Origin of the sequence: Natrarchaeobius versutus (assembly GCF_041205745.1) — an archaeon.
Taxonomy (GTDB): domain Archaea; phylum Halobacteriota; class Halobacteria; order Halobacteriales; family Natrialbaceae; genus Natrarchaeobius; species Natrarchaeobius versutus.
The window spans coordinates 42,456-60,905 of the sequence record NZ_JBGFCC010000012.1 but is presented as its reverse complement, the minus strand read 5'-3'; the positions used below and the strand labels follow the sequence as shown (position 1 = coordinate 60,905).

The following is an 18,450-nucleotide window of genomic DNA, read 5'->3' as shown; positions in this document are numbered from 1 at the left end:
GTACGTCCGTTCGTCGCAAAAGTAGTGGGCCAACTCGGATTTGAACCGAGAGCCTCCACCTTATCAGAGTGGCGCTCAACCTGATTGAGCTATTGGCCCGCTTGCAATGGATAGTTGCTGGGTGGTACGTTTAAGCGTTTCTTTCCGCGGATGCCGTGAGAACCGCTAGCGAGCGCGGGGGTCGCGGTCGTCTTCGGAACTCGAGGCGTCGTCGCCGAAGTCGATCGTGTACGAATCGCCGTCGTCGACGCTGTAGGCGTCGTCGCCGAGGTCGTACGTGTTGGCGTCGCTCGAGCCGGTGTTCGCGCTTGCGCTCGAGCCTGCCTGTCCGACTCCCTCGCCCTCGGGGAAGCCGTAGGTCCAGACGGTGCCGCTGATCAGCCCGTCGGTCTTCTTGTCCGCGTAGGGCACGATCACGAACCGCTTGAGGGCCGCCCGGATGGGAATTCGGGTGAGCGGAAGCACGAGCAGGAAGCCGATGAGGTCGGTCACCAGCCCGGGCGTGAGCAAGAACGCCCCGGAGGCGATCAGGAGCCCGCCGTCGAGTAGTTCGTTCGTCGGCGGCTCGCCCTGGGCGAGCGTTCGTTGCATCTTCCGGAGCGTCCGTCGACCCTCGGCACGAACGAGCAACATCCCGATCAATCCAGTGAGGACGACGAGCAGGACCATCCCGATCCAGCCGAACCAGTCGGTCTGGCTGACGACGATCGCGAGGATCACCGCGTCGAAAAACGGGATGAGCAACAGCGCGAAGATCCACCGGAGCATGCCCCGATATAGCCGACCGAGGGTGAAAACCCTTTACTCTCGAGTCAGGATCCGATCTCGCCACCGGAACGCAGAGGGGCGACTCCGTCGCCGGAACGCGAGCGAAGGGCTTACGCCCGGGACGCCCGGACGATCCGGTATGAACGACGAGACGCGCGTCGAGTGGCGCGAGTGGGGCCAGGCGGCGTTCGACGAGGCGGCCGAGGCCGACGTTCCCGTCTTGCTCTCGCTCACCGCGACGTGGTGTGATCACTGTCACGAGATGGACGCGGAGACGTACGCGGAGCCGCGGATCGCGGCGAACGTCAACGACAGCTTCGTTCCGATCCGCGTCGACGTCGACCGCCGACCCCGCGTTCGGGATCGGTACAACATGGGCGGCTTTCCGTCGACGGTCTTTCTCGCCCCCGACGGGCGGGTGCTGACGGGCGCGGGTTACCTCGGCCCCGACGGCATGCGTCAGGTGCTGGATAGCGTCCGGACGATGTGGCAAACCAAAGGCGACGGCGCCGCCCGCGTCCCGCGGTCGCTTCGCGAGGACGACCCGCCCGGCGGCGACCTCACGGCCGACGTCGAAGCCACAATGCTCGGCCAACTCACCGAGACCTACGACGAGGTCGCCGGCGGCTGGGGTGGGAGCCCGAAGTTTCCCCTGCCCGACGCGCTCGAGTTCGCGCTCAAGCGCGACCGGGAGATGGCGCTTCGGTCGTTCGACGCCGTGAGCGCGAACGTACTCGACGAGTACGACGGCGGCTTCTATCGCTTTGCGACCGAGCGCGACTGGTCGGGACTCCAGTACGAGAAACTCCTCGACTCCAACGCCGCGTTGGTCCGCGCGTTCGCGAACGCCTACCTCCACACCGGGGCCGACGAGTATCGCGACCCCGCCGAGCGCACCATCGAGTTCCTGACGACGACGCTGTGGAACGACGAGGTCGACGCCTTCGCCAACAGCCAAGCGCCCGGCGAGGACGCCGCCCACGGACTCGACGCCACCGAGCGCGCGGCGGCCCCCGAGCCGCCGGTCGACGAGAGCGTTTTCGCCGGCTCGAACGCGCTCGCGATCGAGGGGCTCCTGACGTATTACGCTTACACCGACGACGACCGCGCCCGCCGGTACGCGGAACGTGCCCTCGAGACGCTTCGAACCGACCTCCTCTCCGACGGCGCCGTTCGACACGTCCACGGCAGACCCGCGGCGGACGTCGGCGCTCCGGTCGACGCCGATCCGACGTGTCTGCTCACGAACCAGGCGCGGGCGCTGTCCGCCCTGACGACCGCCGGGAGCGTCCTCGAGACGGATTCGATCACCGACGCGACGGCGGTCGCGGACGCGACGATCGACCGACTTCGGGACGGCGATTCGTTTCTCGACGCGCCGGCGGCGGGCGTCGGGTTGCTCGAGCGTCCGCTGCGCCCGCTGGACTCGAACGTCGCGCTCGCGGACGCGCTGGTCGATCTCGCCGTCCTCACCGGTGAGGATCGCTACCGGGTCGTCGCGAGAGAGGCCCTCGAGTCGTTCGCCGGCGCGAGCGACCGATTCGGCGTCCAGATCGCTCGTTACGCGACGGCGGTCTCGAGACTGCTCGAGGGGCCGCTGGTGATCCGCGTCGGCGACGCGCCCGGATCGGATCTCCACCGGGCGGCGTTGCGCATGGCCGATCACGAGAAGGTCGTCGTTCCGGGGGCGACCGACGACCTCGAGTCGGAGACGGCTCGCGTCGAGTTGAACGAACGCGTGTCGGCGACTGTCGAAACTCCCGAGCAGTTGAGTGAACGCGTCCGTGACGTTCTCGACTGATAGCGCCCCTGGTTCGCAGTTGTTTACGGTCGTACAAAACTACCACAGTGTTTATATTTCTTCGGTGGGTTCTCTCACGACATGGCCAGCCTCAGGGACCTCGGACTCTCGGAGTACGAAGCGCGGGCGTATCGGTCGTTGTTACAGACCGGACCCACAACGGCCAAGGAGTTGTCCCGTGCGAGCGACGTCCCGATGGGACGCATCTACGACGTGTTAAACAGCATCGAACAGTACAATCTCGTCCGGAGCCAGACGGCGAGCCGACCGAAGAAGTACGTCGCCGTCGAGCCACAGACCGCGCTCGACCGCCTGCTCGAGGACAAGAAACGAGCGCTCGACGAAAAGGCCGACCAGTACGAGTCGATCGTCGACGATCTCTCGAGTGAACTCGACGCGGCCGAGCCGATCGAAGACCAGTTCTGGACGGCCGCGGTCGGTCCGGAGGAGACGACCGATCTCCTGTTAGAGCGGCTGGCGGCGGCCGACAATCAGATCGTAATGGTCGCCGCCGATCCGGTTCCAGAACGCGACATCCAGGCGGTCAGCGAGGACGTTGCCGCGGAACTCGAGGACGCGCTGGATCGCGGCGTCTCGATCGACGTCTTGATGACTCGAGAGATGGTGTCGTCGCTCTCAGAGAAGGTCGGCGAGCGGTATCGGAACGTCCTCCAGAACCGTGTTGATTTCGACGTTCGGACGAACGACGACGTGACCGGCGCGTTCAATCTCATCGACGACGTCGAGGTCTGCATCCAGGTGCCGAACCCGCTCTCGTCGGGCGACGCGTTCGGGATGATCGACCTCAAAGATCCGGAGTTCGCCGCGAGCGTCCGCGAGGAGTTCGTTCCGCGGTGGGAGGCGGCGGAGCCCCTCGAGTTCTGAAACGGACTGTCTCGTCGTCGGGTTTATTGTATTCATCAAACAACTCGTATCTATGAAACCCTCCGTTCGTGGCGCGGTCGTTCCGTTCGTTGGGGTGTTGTTTCCGGCAGTTTGGTACCTCAATAGGGACGTCGCAAGCGTCCACCATCCGCCGTTCGACCCCTCGCCGCTGGTGATCGCGCTCGGTTTCGGCGCGGCGCTCGTCGGTGCGGCGGCGTTTGCGGCCCTCGCTTCCGTCGTCGTCTCGGTTCGATTTCACGACCGTAACGCGGCGGACTCGTGGCTCGGTCGGGTGTTCCTTCCGGATCGACGAACGCTCGCCGTCTTCGCCGTTCTGACTGTCGGTCTGATCGGCTGGGCGCTGGCCGAGATGGCGGGGATCGGTCCCGGGTGGCTCGCGACGGCCCTCGATCCGGTGTTCTATCTCGCGGTCGTTCCGTTGCTCCTGTTGGCGCCGCTTGCGATCCACTCCTATCCCGTCGTGGTCGTTGGACTGGCGTTGAGCGCGGTCTGGCTGTCCGCGCTGTCAGCGCTGATCGCGGCCGGACTCGAGTATTGCCGATCGAATTCGAACCCCGGTGCTGGCAACGGTCACGGCGCGTAGCCGGCGAGCGTCGGATTCTATCACCAGAGACGGAGACTCGAGAGGGCGACGATCGTGTTACTCGTCGCCGTTGACCTCTTCGCGAAGCGTCGTCATCTCGACGACGCGCTCGGCGTGGGCGTTGTGCTGGTGGATCGACTCGTCGTTCGACTGTTTCATCGTGATGACGGCGTCGTCCGCGAGGTGGTCGAACTCGTCGACGACGCCTTCGGCCATCGATCGCACGCAGTCTTCGACGAATTTCGCGTCCGAGTGGGCCGCGAAGGTCATGTGATCCTCGTCGGGGCGTTTCGCGAGGTTGTAGATGCGCGCGCTCATCGCGTCGCGGGCGATATCGATGACGTCGTTCAAGTCGACGTTCGGGTCGCCGGTGGCCTCGACGGTCAGTGTCGCGTGTCCACGCTGGGAGTGGCCCGGCTGTGGGACTTCCTCTAAGAACTGGGTGATCGTCTCTTCGTCGACGTCGAGATCCTCGAGCGTCTGTTTCGCCCGCGCGGCGGACATCCCCTGTGAGCACGGACAGACGGTCATTCCCGTCACTTTCGCGCCGATCTCCTCGCGGGTACCCGCGTCGGTCGCCGTCGCGGCGGCGACGATGTCGACGGTGTGTTGAGTCTCGCGGTCGGTTGCCGGCGTCTGCTCGCGGCGCATGAACTCCGCCTCCATCGAGACCTGGGCCTTCGAGGTGTAGTCGTGTTTCTCGAGTAAGCGTTCGGCGGCGTCGCCACAGACCTCCTCGACGCGGTAGGCCTCTTCGCGGGTCGCGTCCTCTAAAATCTCGTCGATAACCTCCATGTTGCGGCTCATGTCCGCGCCCTTTCGCCAGGCGGGGAGGTCGACGAAGACCTCGAACTCCGCCGTAAAGACGAGCGGGCGCTTGTCCTCGCGGGCGATCTTGACGAGCTTTTCGACGCCGGTGACGCCGACCTGACTCAGACCGACGGTGACGTCGGGTGACGTCGCCTGCACGTCCGGAAGCTGGTGACTCATTGGCCGTACTCGGGCCAGCGGGCGATTAGGCCTTTCGGAAGGGGCACCTCGACGGAGAGGGGAGTCGTGGTTCGCGCTCGCGGCGACCCCTCCGCGCACACCGCTGGCTCCTTCACCCGGTCGTTCGAGCCTCTTTAAGTACTTCTGGTCACAAGGTGAAGATACGACGGGAAGCCGGCTTCTCTCGTGTCTTCGATCCTCGAGCCACAGCGCTCGAGGGTGGGGTTCGTCCCGCGAGCGATCGCTCCGGGCTGGACGGGTGGGTTTTCGAGCGCAACACGACGATCGGACCATAGCTATCGCACCACCAAGGAGTCATAGAACGCCCCTCACACCGACTACGAAGCCCCTCCCTTTCGATATTTGCAGGTGAGCGATCTATCGCAGTACCGTCTGACCCATACGTCAACTGGCGAGGCAAAAACGACGTACAACACCCAGAGAGTCGCTGGTGCAGATCAAACGGGTTTTACTATCGTGAAAATAGACTGTTTTCATGCCGAGGAATACGTCCAGTAATCCGGAGACGACACCGGGCTCAGACGAATCTGGTCCAACGGCCCCCGCTGACAGGATCGTCGCCCTCGACGCCCTCCGTGGGTTTGCCTTGCTCGGGATTCTGGTCATCAACATCTGGTTGTTCGGGATGCCGACGATCGCGCAGTTCAATCCAACCCTCTACGGCGACTTTACCGGCGCCAACTACCTCGCGTGGGCGGTCAGCCACGTGTTCTTCGAACAGAAGTTCGTGACCCTGTTTACGTTCCTGTTCGGTGCCGGGATGGTCCTCTTTCTGGAATCGAAAGAGCGGAAGGGCCAGCCCGGCCGGAGGTTACACTTCTCCAGGACGTTCTGGTTGCTCGTCATCGGGCTGGGCCACGCGTACCTGCTGTGGTACGGCGATATCCTCGTCTTCTACGCTCTCTGTGGGTTCCTCGTGGTCTGGGTGTGGCGATGGCGGCCCAGCCGTCAGCTCATACTCGGCACCGCTATGTTCTCGATTCCATCCATGCTGTACCTCTTGACGGGAGTGGGATATCTCTCCTTCTCGGAGGATGGGCGGGCCGAGCTCGAGGGAGAGCTCCTCGCTGCGTTCGGCGCGGGATTCTCGCCCGAACGGGAACTCGAGATCTATCGAGGCGGCTGGCTCGATCAGGTCGCTCATCGCATCCCCGTCATCCTCGAGTTTCACACGCTCGGGTTCGTCTTCGAGGCGTTCTGGATGCTCGGTGGAATGATGATCATCGGAATGGCACTCTACAAGTGGGGTGTCATCTCCAATCAGCGGAGCACACGCTTTTACAAACACCTCCTCGTTGTCGCGGGTGGCTTCGGACTTGCACTCGTCCTCGTCGGGGTGTGGCTCCGAGAGGCGTTTGCCTGGGAGACGATCCCGGTCCTTACGCTCGCGTTCCAGTTCAATTACTGGGGTGCACTGTTCCTTGCAACCGGCTACCTCGCGGGGATTATGTTGCTCTGCCGGTGGCTCCGCGACGGACTCGCCGTCCACGCGTTGGCCGCGGTTGGTCGGACCGCGTTCTCGAACTATCTGCTCCAAACCGTCATCGCAACGTCGATCTTCTACGGGTACGGACTCGGGTTGTTCGGTCAGTTGGGATACCTGGAGTTACTGGGAGTGGTCGTGCTGATCTGGGCGATTCAGATTCCACTGTCGGTGTGGTGGTTGGGCCGCTTCCGGTTCGGCCCGGTCGAATGGGTATGGCGGACGCTTACGTACCGCCAACGTCAGCCGATGCGTCTCGAGTCGTAAATACCTGTTTTCGGGTTTCAGCTGAACGGGAGTCTCGCGACGTGGACTCGAGCGCCGCGTTCGTTTAAGTATCTCTGGTCACAAGGTGAAGATACGACGGGAAGCCGGCTTCTCTCGTGTCTTCGATCCTCGAGCCACGGCACTCGAGGGTGGGTTCGACTCTCGAGCGATCGCGCCGGGCTGGACGAGACGAGCGAGTCCGTGAGCGTAGCGTATCGGCGAGATCAGTTGAACTATCACAGTACGTGTACTGCCCATCACTCGGTAACATCGAGGGTCGTCGAGTACGCCTCACCGAAGACGTGATGTTCGGTGACGGCGACGAAATGGAGGCTATCGCTGGCCGGAACCTCGACGCGGTATCCTGTCTCGACGAGGTCGTCCGTACAGCCACGAGGCAACCAACTCGGTTCAGTCTCAGCGACGATAAGGAGATCGAGCCGGCGTTCTCGCTCTCCATATTCTGTATGAGCCAGTTCGACTGTTCCGCAACTGCTCGAACCGTACTGGATGGTGCCTTCGACGATGACGGTCCCATCATCGACGGTCACGTTCGGTGGGTCCTCGATGGCCAACTCCGCATCTACCTCTTCGAACTCGGTATCACGCGCGATTCCTGGAACGCTATCGAGACAGCCAGCGAGTGCAGTTGTCGCTGCAAGCCCGGTACCAATAAGGGCCGTTCGCCGTTTCATGTCGATATATTAGGTAGGTCGTAGGTAAAGATATCCTTAAAATAGGATAATAATTACTTAGACTATCTCTATGATTTGAACGCTGTAGTAACCGCGACGATTGTCCAGTTCTTCCCACAGTCGAACGGTCACAGCAGTCAGTACAGGCTGTGTAGTTACCGTTCCGCACCTGGCTAACCACGTGCGGTGGCGCGCGCTGTCGAGCGGCCGACCGAACGGGAGGATGCTCGACCGAACCCGTGTGAGGGATGAGCGACCAGCGGGAGCGAATCGGTTGGGGAGGACGTGGCTACTCCCCGTTGCCACGATAGCAGAACGGCTCATCGCCACATCGACTCCGGTGAGTGAACCGTTCAATCAGCATACCTACGAATCGACCAATTCGCCATCGAAGTGAATGAATTAACACCGGAGGAAGCGCTCCGTGACTCCCTCGCGCCACGTTTCGCTCGAGACGCTCTTTTTCTCGAGGAAATCACCAGTAGATATAAGCCTCTATGCGTGATACTCAACTCTGGAAGTCACCGTCTCTAACCGCCGCGAGGGGCATGCGCCGAAATGCCCCGGGTGATAAGGGCACCCGAGACGTGGCTTCCACCGTGCGGCCGAAGCCATGATTGCGTATCCGCTCGCGGGACATAAACGTCCCGCACGACAAACCGCCCGACTGCGTCGGGGAGCGACGCGTCTCGAGGCCCCGTTCTACGGATCCGTCACGGGGGAGACGTCTCTCCGAGGGGCGACCCGCCGGCGGCCGCCGACGCGTTCGGCGGTCGGTCGACGGACGCCTCGCCGCGTTCGCTCGAGCGGCCGCGTCGTGGCCCCCGGCCGTCCGGTTCGCCGCGACGCCCGACCGGCGTCGACCCGCGGACGCCTCGACCGCCGGGGGTGGCGCGGGTGTCCGCGAACGCGGCTTCCGAATCTCGCATCGTCCGAATCGCACGCCGACGGCTGACTCGAGCCGGGGGTACTCGCGCGCGGATGCTCGAGAGCCGTCGTCTTCTTTCCTCGCGAACGAGTAACACACCCTCGAGCGCCGGGTTCCTTTACGTGTCTCTGGTCACAAGCTGAAGATACGACGGGGAGTTTTCTCTCGTGTCTTCGATTCTCGAGTCGCGGCGCTCGAGGGTGGGTTCGACTCTCGAGCGATCGCGCCGGGTTGGAGAGTGGTTCGAAACTGGAGCTACTCGATCACACCTCATACGGTTCACTGTCAGTCATTTCCGGCGCAACCACGATCCATGCGGCGGTTGCGCCGGTAAACCGTTACAGTAATCCGTATCACTCGTGGCCGTCGTACGCTTCGACCAGCGTCAGGAGATTTCGTTCCAGTTCACCGCCAACGAACCGGATCGTATCCGTTTCAGCCTCATCGTCGATTATCCGAGCGTCTTTCAGTTTTGGAAGGTGGGTATGGTGGAGTGCGATCCGGATACGTCGCCGGTGTTCGTCCGACTCCCGTTTCGCGTTTTCGTCTCGAACCCGGTCTGCAACGCGATCGACGAGCACGTCGTATTCCAGTGTCTTCTCGGATGCGTTGTCCAACGCGTCGAGGATGGCGCGTCGGTGTTCGTTCGCTACTGCCGGCAGAATCGTATCGGGAGAGATCGGTCTCTCGTGCCCTGAAGAGTCGGAAACCCCCCCAATTGACTGCATATCACGTGTCCCCAGCTCTCTATTCTCGTCCATACTCACCTAGCGTCGGCCCAACTGTCTGGTTCTGCTCCATTGTGTGTCATGGGATCGATCAGTCCACTTTCGTCGCTGACTCGGGAGTGAGAAGTGCGTACCTCCCGAACGTACCAATGGCACGACGCAGTCGTTCCGTCACTGCCTGATCTGAAATCCCGAGCTCGTCGGCTAGCTCCGCGGTCGTACAGCCTCGTGGTATGTCGTAGTATCCCATTTGGACGGCAAGCGTCAGCGCCTCTCGTTGGGGCTGGCTCAAGCCGTACCACGGTCCAGCCTCGGGGGTCGTTGGATTGTATATTCGGGTTATCTTCAGGGAGATGTGTGCGTCCTCACAACAGTCCTGGCACTGACTCAACGCCTCGCGGTCTGAGAATCGGATCTCGAAATTCCACCCTTCGGGTGCCCCAGTCGCACTCAGTATTTGCCCGTCGTGTTCCAAGATACACTGAAAAAGGTGGTCCTGGGTCGCATCCCAGTCGATCCTGAACAGCGTCTGGTCGTCGAAGGCGTCCACCTCCGTGACGTTGTTGACAGTTGGATAGCGTTCGACGGTCTCGAGAAAACCGTTTCCGACCGGTTCGTAGACCCAGAAGAGCGGCACGGTAGCGTCCCCACTCGGGACGAGCGTTTCGAGTTCGACGGCCGACGCCTGCTCGAGACTGAGGATTTGGCCGAGTTCGAAATCATCGGATGGGATGCGAACCTCCGTTATCACACTCATACTCGCTTGTAAAACTAGATTGCTCGGTCGTACAAAAGGAGGTGACTTGGTGTACCATGGGGCTGTGATACCAGACGTACACCCCGCTCGCAGCGCACACTATAGTCGCCACTGAACGTCATCGCACACCCGCTCGCGATAATCCGCCCGGAGACTACCCAATCGGGTCGGTCTCCGGGCAATGACTGCGAGCGGTGTGTACATCGTTTCAGTTGTTACTATAGTACTCGTTGAAACGATGTACACCCCGTCACAGCCAGGCAGCCAGCCTCGGCCTCATTACCGAGGCTGGCCGCCGATGTTCGTGACGGGGTGGGCAATGACTTTCGACGTGTACTATATATTCCGGCGATCACCGGTGGGTTGGCGCGTCTCGAAGCCATGGCATATCACCCACGTCGGTTATTCGTCCGTCAGACGAAGGCTTTCGTATGGCGACTGTAATGGAGTTTACGAGTCCGACGGAGGAGTTTCCGCTGGGGAGTATTTTCGAGAACTTGCCGGGAGTGACCGTCGAACTGGAACGACTCATTCCACACGAGACGCTGATTGTCCCGTATTTTTGGGTCCGCGGTGCGAAAGCGGAGGACATCGAAGCATCGTTCGAACGACACGCTGGCGTGAGCAATATCCGACTGGTCGATAGCGTCGAAGACGAGTATCTCATGCGTGCCGAGTGGGACCAAGAATACTTCGGTATCCTGAGTGCGCTTGCCAAGGCCAACGTCGTCGTGCTCTCCGGAATCGGGACGAAAGACGAGTGGCGATTCGAGGTGCGCGCCGAGGGTCAGGAGGAAATCGCCGAGTTTCGAGATTATTGTCAGGAAACCGATATCGAGATCGCGATCACCGCCGTCCACGCCATGCTCCCGATCCGGGGGGAGGGCTACGAGTTGACCGAGACCCAACGCGAGGCGCTGATATTGGCCTACGAACGGGGCTACTTCGACACCCCACGCGAGACGTCACTCGAGGAGGTCGCTGACGAACTCGGCATCACCCAGCAATCACTATCGTCACGTCTTCGACGCGGCCACCGACGCCTCATTGGAGCGACGCTTACCAGTTCGTTGTGACCGCTCGAGCAGATGTTCTATTTAAACCCTCTGTATAATCAGTACACTCGTTGAACCGACACAGACGGCTAGAATCAGGCAGAATGGACACAACGGTATCTGGGGTTGGAGTCGAAGCGGTCGAGTACGTTCAGGAATCTGGGACTGTTCGCACACAATTCGATCAGGAGAAGACGCCCGCGAGCGTGGCTGTTATCGCAACGCTGGCGGATGCAATGGACACTGGTCCGGTAGAACTGGACCCACTCTATTCTACGCTCGATCCCGACGAATTAGATGCACTCGTCCGCGTTCGAAACGGAGCGAACGGAGATTCTCACGTCGCATTCACGCACGAGGGGCACGCGATAACCGTACACAGCTACGGCGTGATCTCCATCTCACCGGAACACGAACTCACAGCGGAGAAAAACGAACGGGGCACGGGACGATGACTTCCGAGGAGCCCTCGGTTACGTCGAAGGAGGAATTGAACGCGGAGCTGAAAACCCTCCTTCGCAGGGCCTACGAGGGTGGAATCGACGTGGAAGGCGGATTCGAGTGTCGGAATGGAGCCGAACATCCCGACTGGGACGTGATCGTCACGGAAGTCGAGAAGAACGAGCTTTCGGAGTGACCGACGACGATCGGTTCTCGAATCGCCACTACCACACCGGGACAACACGACGAAGCGCGCAGAGAGATCGCGGTTCGGCGCTCAAGGCGAACCTCGGCTGAAGACGCGGGGTCCACCGACCACCACTCGAGTTTTTTTACGTGCTTCTGGTCACAAGGTGAAGATACGACGGGAAGTCGGCTTCTAACACGTCTTCGATCCTCGAGCCACCGCACTCGAGGACGGGGTTCGACTCTCGAGTGATCGCTCCGAGCTGGACGAGTGGGTTCTCGAGTGCAACGTGTCGACCACTACTGCACCACCAGGGATCATAGAGCAGCCCTCGCACCAACCACGCAGGTTCTCTAATTCGATACGTACAGCTGGTGTACTGAGCAGAAATGGATAGTGTGTCCAAACCCTTAAATGTCTATTTTCTTATATATTGACGTGAGCACATGTCCCTCCAAAGCAGGTTCCATACGATACTCTACCAACTCAGACAGTTAGTTGCCTCTGATGCTGCACCAGATCATCCAGCAGACGCAGGAATAACTGGTGAAGAGTCCGTCAGGTGTGGTCCGGGTAGTAGTCTGAGTGGCGGGAACATTCGCTGCACACGAACTAATTAGTCCAAAATGACGAAGATACTATCCGTCGCATTCCACAGTTGGGATAGCTTCATAGTCAATATATCGATCGCTCTTACCGCACTCCTTCCAGGGATCTTCTTCGGTGTTGTGGCTACTACGATTTTGATCAACCCGGCGCACGTCGTCGAAGTACTGGTATTCATAGTAGTAGCGCTGTCGGTGATGATCCTCCTACTGGCCCTAATCAATGGTATCGCGCTACGATTACACTCTGATAAGGAGTTTCCGGGCTGACCGAATTGTCACGTGTAGTGTCACGGGTAGTGTAGACGTCCCGCACGAGAAACCGCCCGAGTGCGTCGAGTAACTGCGCGTCTCGAGGCGCTGTTCTACGGATCTGTCACGGGAGAGCCGTCTCTCCGAGGGGTGACTCCGCCGGAGACCGTCGACACGTTCGGCGGCCAGCCGTCGGGTGAAACCGGTTCGTGGCGGCCGGTCGTCGATGGATGCCTTGTCGCGTTCGCTCAAGGGGCCGCGTCGTGGCTTCGGCCGTCCGATCACCTCGACGCCGCGCCCGGCGTCGACCCGCGGATGTCTCGACTGCCGGGGGTGGCGCGGGCGTCCGCGAACGCGGCTTCCGAATCATTTCAGGGGCTGTTGAGGTGTCGTCGAACGGTTTAATACCTTCTTCGCGACGTTCCGACGAACGATACGCACAGCAACCTCTTTTACCGGGGGAATCGGCTGGCGTCTTCGACGCCAGCCTCAACCTCCGGCAAAACCCGTTGATGCCAAAAGGCCGCCGTCGCGGGGTTTCACCCCGCTCCGGCGGTGAACCGCTCGCTTCGCTCGCGGACACGTACACGTTGAAGGGCGGTCAGTAAGCGCACGTAGTTACTGCGTTTTAGTTTCAGATATGATCCTGGATAAAGAATCGCGCTCCCATCTACTGCTAGCGACGCGACACTGACAATGGAATTACGCCACTGCAGACGACGAGGAGTTTTTCCGGAATGGAGTGATAAAGAGATTGTCATAGGGGAAGACGGGCCGCTTGGCGTAACCATCGTCATCAAATCGAATAACGCCGAGTGCTTCCAGACGAGTCAGTTCTTCGTGGACGTTCTTTTTATCCCGATCGACGAGATCGGCAGTTTCACGGATACTCGAGGGTTCTTCTTCGCGGATCACTCGAAGCAGTGCGTACGTACGCTCGTTAAAGATCTCTCCCAGCACTTTCTCGTCGGGAACGGTGAGCGTGGCGGGTTTGTCGATGGGTTCATCCTCTTTCAGCGACTGGATTGCCTCGAAGCCTTCTTTGTAGATGTCTGTGCCACCGTCGATCGTCACCAGGAGCACGTTAGTTGCAGTCATGGGTATCAGTCCTCTGTGGTAGGGCCGAATTTTGGTTTCGGAATTTCGTTCCAGAAGCGTTCGTACAGTGGTTCGATCCCAGGAAACTCGATAATTTCTGGATCAGGATCTGGGGCAGCATGAAGTTCGTGTCCCTTTGTGTCCTCGTGGGAGTTGTCGTACCGGCGGATAGTCCCATCCTCCAGGGTCTCTTCGTTTGGAACGAGCGATCCGTAATGGAACGTGTAGCGCCAACCGGACGGGTAGGCATCATCCGAGGATCGTCGAATCGAGATCCGGACGACTGTCCCGTCGTCGTACACATTGGCTCGCTCGTATCCATCGAACTCGTCTGCATCTGGACCCATCCTCTACTCGTTGGTTTGCTAGCCAACGAGTTAAAGGTACCTCAACACATCGTATTTCACTATATTTCCGCGGCGGAGATTGCTGTGGATGTTTCCGAATTCCTTTAAGTGCCTCTGGTTACAAGGTGAAGATACGACGGGAAGTCGGTTTCTCTCGCGTCTTCGATTCTCGAGCCGCGGCACTCGGTGTAGTCGCCGACGACCGACGTTTTCGTTCGTCCTCCCTCCCGAAGATCGGCCGATTATCGACGCGATCACCGCGTCCCGACGTCAATTTCGCCGACCTGCACCCGCCAGAGGTCGGCGTAGACGCCGTCGCGCTCGAGCAACTCGTCGTGACTTCCGCGTTCGACGATCTCGCCATCCTCGAGGACGAGGATGCGGTCGGCGTTTCGCACCGTCGAGAGGCGGTGGGCGACCACGAACGTCGTCTTGTCGGCGGTGAGTCGCTCGAGACTGCGCTGGATTAGCACTTCGGTGCGGTTGTCGACGTGGCTCGTCGCCTCGTCGAAGACGAACATCGAGGGATTCGTCAGCAGGACGCGCGCGATGGCAATCCGCTGGCGCTGGCCGCCCGAGAGCCGAACGCCGCGCTGGCCGACTTCGGTGTCGTAGCCGTCGTCCAGTTCGGTGATGAACTCGTGGGCACCGGCCTCGCGGGCGGCGGCCTCGATCGCCTCGTCCGAGACGTCGCGGTTCGAACCGCCATCGGCGGTCGACCGTTTGTCGGCCTCGCTCACACCGTACGCGATGTTCTCCCGGACCGTCCCCGAAAACAGGAACGGATCCTGTCGGACGTACCCGATCGACTCGCGAAGCGACGACCGCGAGCACTCCCGGAGGTCGTGGCCGTCGACCGTAACCCGGCCCTCGGTGGGATCGTAGTACGCAAGCAGGAGCTTCAGCAGCGTCGACTTGCCGGCGCCGGTCTGGCCGACCAGGCCGATCGTCTCGCCGGGCTCGACGTCGAACGAGACGTCCTCGAGGACCGGCTCGTCGCTCTCTCCCTCGCCGCTGTCCGCCTCGTCGCCATCCGCCTCGCCGCTCTCGCCGTCCACTCCACCCGTCTCGCCATCTGTCCCGTCAGTACTCTCGCCGTACGCGAACGTGACGTTCTCGTAGCTGACCGCGCCGCGTGGGTTCTCGAGGTCGACGTCGCCGTCCTCGCGGGGCGGGTCGAGTCGCTGGAGGCCGAGGACGCGCTTTGCGGCCGCTTTCCCGCCCTTGTAGAGGCCGACCACCCACGCCACCATTCGCATCGGTTGGCTGAGCCGCTGGGTGTAGAAGAGAAACGGAATGAGTTCGCCGGCGGTGATCGTTCCGGCGAAGATCCAGAACCGGCCGTCGAGGACCCACTCCGTGCCGACGAACAGCGTGAGGACGAACGCCGCGCCCGCGAGCAACCGCATCGACGGCTGGTGGAGGACGCCGACGAGGTGGGCGTTCCAGGACGCCTCGCGCTGGGCATCGGAGGCGGTGGTGACCCGATCGGTCTCGTAGCGCTCGCCGCCGAAGGCCTTGACCGTCCCGGCTCCGCTGACGTTCGTCTCGAGTACGGCGTTCAGGATGCCGGTCTCCTCGCGCACTTCGTCGTTTCGCTGCTCGTGGCGACGGCTGAACCAGCGGTTGACGACGGCGATGATCGGTGCAAGCGCGAGCGAGAGCAACGCCAGCCGCCAGTTCAGGATCAGCATGTACAGCATCGAACTGACGAAGACCGTCGTCGCGAAGACGGCCAGGTTCGGGCCGTGGGTCAGCGACTCCTCTACGGAGTTGACGTCGTTGTTGAGCACGCTCATCACCTCGCCGGTCCGCTGGTCGTCGAAGAAGCCGGCGTCCAAGCGCTGGACGTGGTCGTAGGCGGCGACCCGGATGCGGTACAAGGTGCGCTGGCCGAACAGAAACAGGGCCCATAGCGAGAAGATGGACAGGCCGATGTCGATCACCTTCACCCCTGCCAGCAGCGCGACCGTGAACAGGAGCTGTCCCGCCGGATCGGCCGGAATACAGGCGTCGGGCACCAGGAACAGTGCGTACGGCTCGTCGTTGAACATCGCGTCGAACGCCAGCCCGATGATCAACATGTCGATGTTCGAGAGAAACTGCGAGCCGACGGAGGTGGCGGTACCAAGGCCGAGCCACTTCAGGTCGCCGCGGCCGTGTTCGCGGACCAGGGCGGCAAGCGGCCACCGCTCGTCGGCGGCGGCCGCGATCTCGCCTTCGCCCTCACGACTCGAGTCGTCGCTCATCGTGACACCTCCTCGGTCGTCTCGGCCTCTCCCGCGACGCGCCGCCGATCGGGTTCGCCCACGCGGGCACGGGCGCGCTCGAGGAACGCCTCGGAGACGGCCTCGAGGTCGCCGACCTGCACCCGCCAGAGATCGGCGTAGAGGCCGTCCTGGGCGACGAGTTCGTCGCGGGTGCCGCGCTCGACGATCTCGCCGTCGTCGACGACGAGGATCAGATCGGCGTTGCGAACCGTCGACAATCGGTGAGCGATCGCGATCGTCGTCTGTTCGCCCGCCGTCGCGTCGATACTTTGCTGGATCTGACGTTCGGTCTCGTTGTCGACGTGGCTCGTCGCCTCGTCGAGAACGAGGACGTCGGGCTCTTTCAGAATCGCCCGCGCGATGGCGATCCGCTGGCGCTGGCCACCCGAGAGGCTCGCGCCGCGCTCACCGACCTGGGTATCGTAGCCCTCGGTGAGGTCGGTGATGAACTCGTGGGCGCCCGCGAGTTTCGCGGCGGCGACGACGTCTGCGTGGTCGACAGGTCTCGAGGCACGCTGTGCCTCGCGCTCCCCGCTCGCGCTATCCGAGACCTCCTGATAGTCGGTCTCGCGGCTCGCGGATCGTTCCTCTCCGCTCACTCTATCCGAGGTCTCCCTTCGGTCGACCTCGTGAACCCCATACGAAATGTTCTTCCGCACCGTCCCGTAGAAGAGGAACGGATCCTGGGAGACGTAGCCGAGATGTTCGCGCAGGCTTCGTCGGGAGACGTCTCGGACGTCGGTGCCGTCGATCCGGATCGCACCCCGGTCCGGCTCGTAGAACCGAAAGAGCAGCTTCGTCAGCGTCGACTTTCCTGCTCCCGTGGGGCCGACGATGCCGACCAGTGATCCGGGTTCGGCCGTGACGCTCACGTTGGTCAGCGTTTCTTCGTCGGCCCCCGCGTAGGTAAAGGAGACGTCGTCGTACTCGACGCGGCCCTCGGGGACCGTCAGTTCTCGGCCCTCGTCCCGCTCGGGATGGTCCCCCTCCAGCACCGAGACGATGCGCTTGCTCGAGGCCAACGCGTCCTCGTAGCTGTCTATGACGTCCAGCATGAGCTGTCTGATCGGCTGGTAGAACGACTTGCTGTACATCAGGAACGTGAGGAGGGCCCCCGCAGTCAGCGAGCCGCCGAACCACGACGGCGTGCCGGCGACGATCAGGGTGGCGCCGACCGCGAACAGGCCGACGAACGCGAACGAGGCGACGATCCAGCTCGCGACGCTGAAGACGAGCCGAAGCCGGATCACCGACCAGTTTCGATCGAGGTACGACCGCGAGGCGGCTTGGAGTCGATCCCGTTCCGTGTCTTCACGCGCGAAGGCTTTGACCGTCGCGATGCCCTCGATGCTGTCCTCGAGGCGCGCGTTTACCCGGCCGACGCTCTCGCGGACCCGCTCGTATCGGGGCTCGACGCGGATCATGTACCAGCGACAGAGGCCGACGAACAGAAGCGGCATGACCGCCAGCAGCGCCGCAAGCGGGACGTGAATCGTCATCATGAACGCGAACGCGACCAGCACCTGCATCGAGAGCCGAATTCCCTGATAGACGTCGCTCCCGAACCCGTTCATGTTGGAGACGTCGTTGTTGAGCACGCTCATGACGTCGCCCGTCTGGTGGCGGTCGAAAAACGCCATCTCGTGACCCGCGACGGCCTCGAAGGTGTCGACCCGGATCTCGTGGAGCGTCCGGAGTCGAGCCGTTCCCTCGAGTCGGCCGGCGAGCCAGCTCACGACGCCGTCGACGGCGTAGGCGGCGACGAGTATGGCGACGGTGAACTGGACCTGTCCGGACGTGGTCGTCGGAATCCAGGCGTCCGGAACGAGCGGGATCGCGTACGGCGTCTCCCGGAGGAGAATCGCGTCGAGTGCGACGCCGATCACGAGCGCCGGGAGTTGCTGGGGGATCTGAGCGATGAACGTCCCGACGGCCGCGAGGCTGTACCGGAGCGCGTGGGGGCGGGCGTAGCGCCGGATCAACAACCACAGGGGGGTGTCGACGTGATCCGGCGGATCGAATGTTGTTCCCTCCGACACGCGAGATCACTCGCGTTCGGAGGCGGCCTCGAACACGCGGGAGGGCCGATGTGATACGCCCGCGGTCGTCGACTGGACCGGAACTGACCTCGCCGACGATCGGGGATCGTACGTGAACATACAACCGTGTGCTCGCGGGTGGGTTATCCCGTTACTGGTGGTGTGTCTTCCAGTAACACGGCCCACGACGATCCCCGGCTCGGGAGCGAGTTCTGCGACCCGGTCGTGA

Annotated in this window: 19 protein-coding genes and 1 tRNA gene; 9 read left to right on the top strand and 11 right to left on the bottom strand. The window is 62.0% G+C overall.

What is annotated here, in order from left to right:
- Positions 1 to 25 precede the first annotated feature (25 nt).
- Both AB7C87_RS21990 and AB7C87_RS21985 read right to left on the bottom strand, forming a co-directional pair.
- A tRNA-Ile gene (locus tag AB7C87_RS21990) sits at positions 26 to 99 on the bottom strand.
- 66 nt (positions 100 to 165) lie between these two features.
- Positions 166 to 768: an FxsA family protein gene (locus tag AB7C87_RS21985; RefSeq protein ID WP_369731666.1), complete on the bottom strand. Its 603-nt coding sequence runs from the start codon at positions 766 to 768 to the stop codon at positions 166 to 168.
- A 139-nt stretch (positions 769 to 907) separates the two neighbouring features.
- On the opposite strand from AB7C87_RS21985, the gene AB7C87_RS21980 reads away from it, so the two are divergent.
- The 3 genes from AB7C87_RS21980 to AB7C87_RS21970 all read left to right on the top strand — a co-directional run bounded on the left by AB7C87_RS21980 (position 908) and on the right by AB7C87_RS21970 (position 4,058).
- Positions 908 to 2,569 carry a DUF255 domain-containing protein gene (locus AB7C87_RS21980; protein WP_369731665.1) on the top strand — a complete coding sequence of 554 codons (1,662 nt, stop codon included), beginning with the start codon at positions 908 to 910 and terminating at the stop codon, positions 2,567 to 2,569.
- 81 nt (positions 2,570 to 2,650) lie between these two features.
- The gene (locus tag AB7C87_RS21975) at positions 2,651 to 3,454 is read left to right on the top strand and encodes a TrmB family transcriptional regulator (RefSeq protein WP_369731664.1); all 804 of its coding nucleotides are present in this window, start codon (positions 2,651 to 2,653) and stop codon (positions 3,452 to 3,454) included.
- A 52-nt stretch (positions 3,455 to 3,506) separates the two neighbouring features.
- Positions 3,507 to 4,058, top strand: a complete 552-nt coding sequence (locus tag AB7C87_RS21970) for a hypothetical protein (RefSeq protein WP_369731663.1) — start codon at positions 3,507 to 3,509, stop codon at positions 4,056 to 4,058.
- 57 nt (positions 4,059 to 4,115) lie between these two features.
- Here the strand turns inward: AB7C87_RS21970 and mptA are convergent, their stop codons facing one another.
- Positions 4,116 to 5,048: a GTP cyclohydrolase MptA gene (gene mptA, locus AB7C87_RS21965; protein WP_369731662.1), complete on the bottom strand. Its 933-nt coding sequence runs from the start codon at positions 5,046 to 5,048 to the stop codon at positions 4,116 to 4,118.
- A gap of 496 nt (positions 5,049 to 5,544) precedes the next feature.
- Between mptA and AB7C87_RS21960 the strand changes: the two genes are divergently transcribed.
- Positions 5,545 to 6,819, top strand: a complete 1,275-nt coding sequence (locus AB7C87_RS21960; protein ID WP_369731661.1) for a DUF418 domain-containing protein — start codon at positions 5,545 to 5,547, stop codon at positions 6,817 to 6,819.
- A 257-nt stretch (positions 6,820 to 7,076) separates the two neighbouring features.
- Here AB7C87_RS21960 and AB7C87_RS21955 read toward each other — a convergent pair whose 3' ends face one another.
- The 4 genes from AB7C87_RS21955 to AB7C87_RS21940 all read right to left on the bottom strand — a co-directional run bounded on the left by AB7C87_RS21955 (position 7,077) and on the right by AB7C87_RS21940 (position 9,927).
- The gene (locus AB7C87_RS21955) at positions 7,077 to 7,514 is read right to left on the bottom strand and encodes a hypothetical protein (RefSeq protein WP_369731660.1); all 438 of its coding nucleotides are present in this window, start codon (positions 7,512 to 7,514) and stop codon (positions 7,077 to 7,079) included.
- A gap of 713 nt (positions 7,515 to 8,227) precedes the next feature.
- The gene (locus AB7C87_RS21950; RefSeq protein WP_369731659.1) at positions 8,228 to 8,443 is read right to left on the bottom strand and encodes a hypothetical protein; all 216 of its coding nucleotides are present in this window, start codon (positions 8,441 to 8,443) and stop codon (positions 8,228 to 8,230) included.
- A 352-nt stretch (positions 8,444 to 8,795) separates the two neighbouring features.
- Positions 8,796 to 9,170: a DUF7344 domain-containing protein gene (locus AB7C87_RS21945; RefSeq protein WP_369731658.1), complete on the bottom strand. Its 375-nt coding sequence runs from the start codon at positions 9,168 to 9,170 to the stop codon at positions 8,796 to 8,798.
- Between the two features lie 91 nt (positions 9,171 to 9,261).
- The gene (locus AB7C87_RS21940) at positions 9,262 to 9,927 is read right to left on the bottom strand and encodes a helix-turn-helix domain-containing protein (protein WP_369731657.1); all 666 of its coding nucleotides are present in this window, start codon (positions 9,925 to 9,927) and stop codon (positions 9,262 to 9,264) included.
- Positions 9,928 to 10,358: 431 nt separating this feature from the next.
- Here AB7C87_RS21940 and AB7C87_RS21935 point away from each other — a divergent pair, with 431 nt between their 5' ends.
- The 5 genes from AB7C87_RS21935 to AB7C87_RS21915 all read left to right on the top strand — a co-directional run bounded on the left by AB7C87_RS21935 (position 10,359) and on the right by AB7C87_RS21915 (position 12,872).
- Positions 10,359 to 11,003, top strand: a complete 645-nt coding sequence (locus tag AB7C87_RS21935) for a helix-turn-helix domain-containing protein (RefSeq protein ID WP_369731656.1) — start codon at positions 10,359 to 10,361, stop codon at positions 11,001 to 11,003.
- A gap of 83 nt (positions 11,004 to 11,086) precedes the next feature.
- Entirely contained in the window at positions 11,087 to 11,437 is a 351-nt protein-coding gene (locus AB7C87_RS21930; RefSeq protein WP_369731655.1) for a HalOD1 output domain-containing protein, read from the top strand.
- Positions 11,434 to 11,619 (top strand): hypothetical protein, encoded by a 186-nt coding sequence (locus AB7C87_RS21925; protein WP_369731654.1) that lies wholly within the window; start codon positions 11,434 to 11,436, stop codon positions 11,617 to 11,619. The genes AB7C87_RS21930 and AB7C87_RS21925 overlap by 4 nt, the downstream gene beginning before the upstream one ends.
- A gap of 617 nt (positions 11,620 to 12,236) precedes the next feature.
- Entirely contained in the window at positions 12,237 to 12,485 is a 249-nt protein-coding gene (locus AB7C87_RS21920) for a hypothetical protein (protein WP_369731653.1), read from the top strand.
- Between the two features lie 60 nt (positions 12,486 to 12,545).
- Positions 12,546 to 12,872, top strand: coding sequence for a hypothetical protein (locus AB7C87_RS21915; protein WP_369731652.1), 327 nt, complete (start codon positions 12,546 to 12,548; stop codon positions 12,870 to 12,872).
- A 297-nt stretch (positions 12,873 to 13,169) separates the two neighbouring features.
- On the opposite strand, the gene AB7C87_RS21910 is transcribed toward AB7C87_RS21915, so the two are convergent.
- From AB7C87_RS21910 to AB7C87_RS21895, 4 genes are all read right to left on the bottom strand, one after another.
- Entirely contained in the window at positions 13,170 to 13,565 is a 396-nt protein-coding gene (locus AB7C87_RS21910; RefSeq protein WP_369731651.1) for an HVO_A0114 family putative DNA-binding protein, read from the bottom strand.
- Positions 13,566 to 13,570: 5 nt separating this feature from the next.
- A complete protein-coding gene (locus AB7C87_RS21905; protein ID WP_369731650.1) occupies positions 13,571 to 13,912 on the bottom strand; it encodes a toxin-antitoxin system TumE family protein in 342 nt (113 codons plus the stop codon).
- 254 nt (positions 13,913 to 14,166) lie between these two features.
- Positions 14,167 to 16,161 carry an ABC transporter ATP-binding protein gene (locus AB7C87_RS21900; RefSeq protein WP_369731649.1) on the bottom strand — a complete coding sequence of 665 codons (1,995 nt, stop codon included), beginning with the start codon at positions 16,159 to 16,161 and terminating at the stop codon, positions 14,167 to 14,169.
- Positions 16,158 to 18,221 carry an ABC transporter ATP-binding protein gene (locus AB7C87_RS21895; protein WP_369731648.1) on the bottom strand — a complete coding sequence of 688 codons (2,064 nt, stop codon included), beginning with the start codon at positions 18,219 to 18,221 and terminating at the stop codon, positions 16,158 to 16,160. The genes AB7C87_RS21900 and AB7C87_RS21895 overlap by 4 nt, the downstream gene beginning before the upstream one ends.
- Positions 18,222 to 18,450 lie beyond the last annotated feature (229 nt).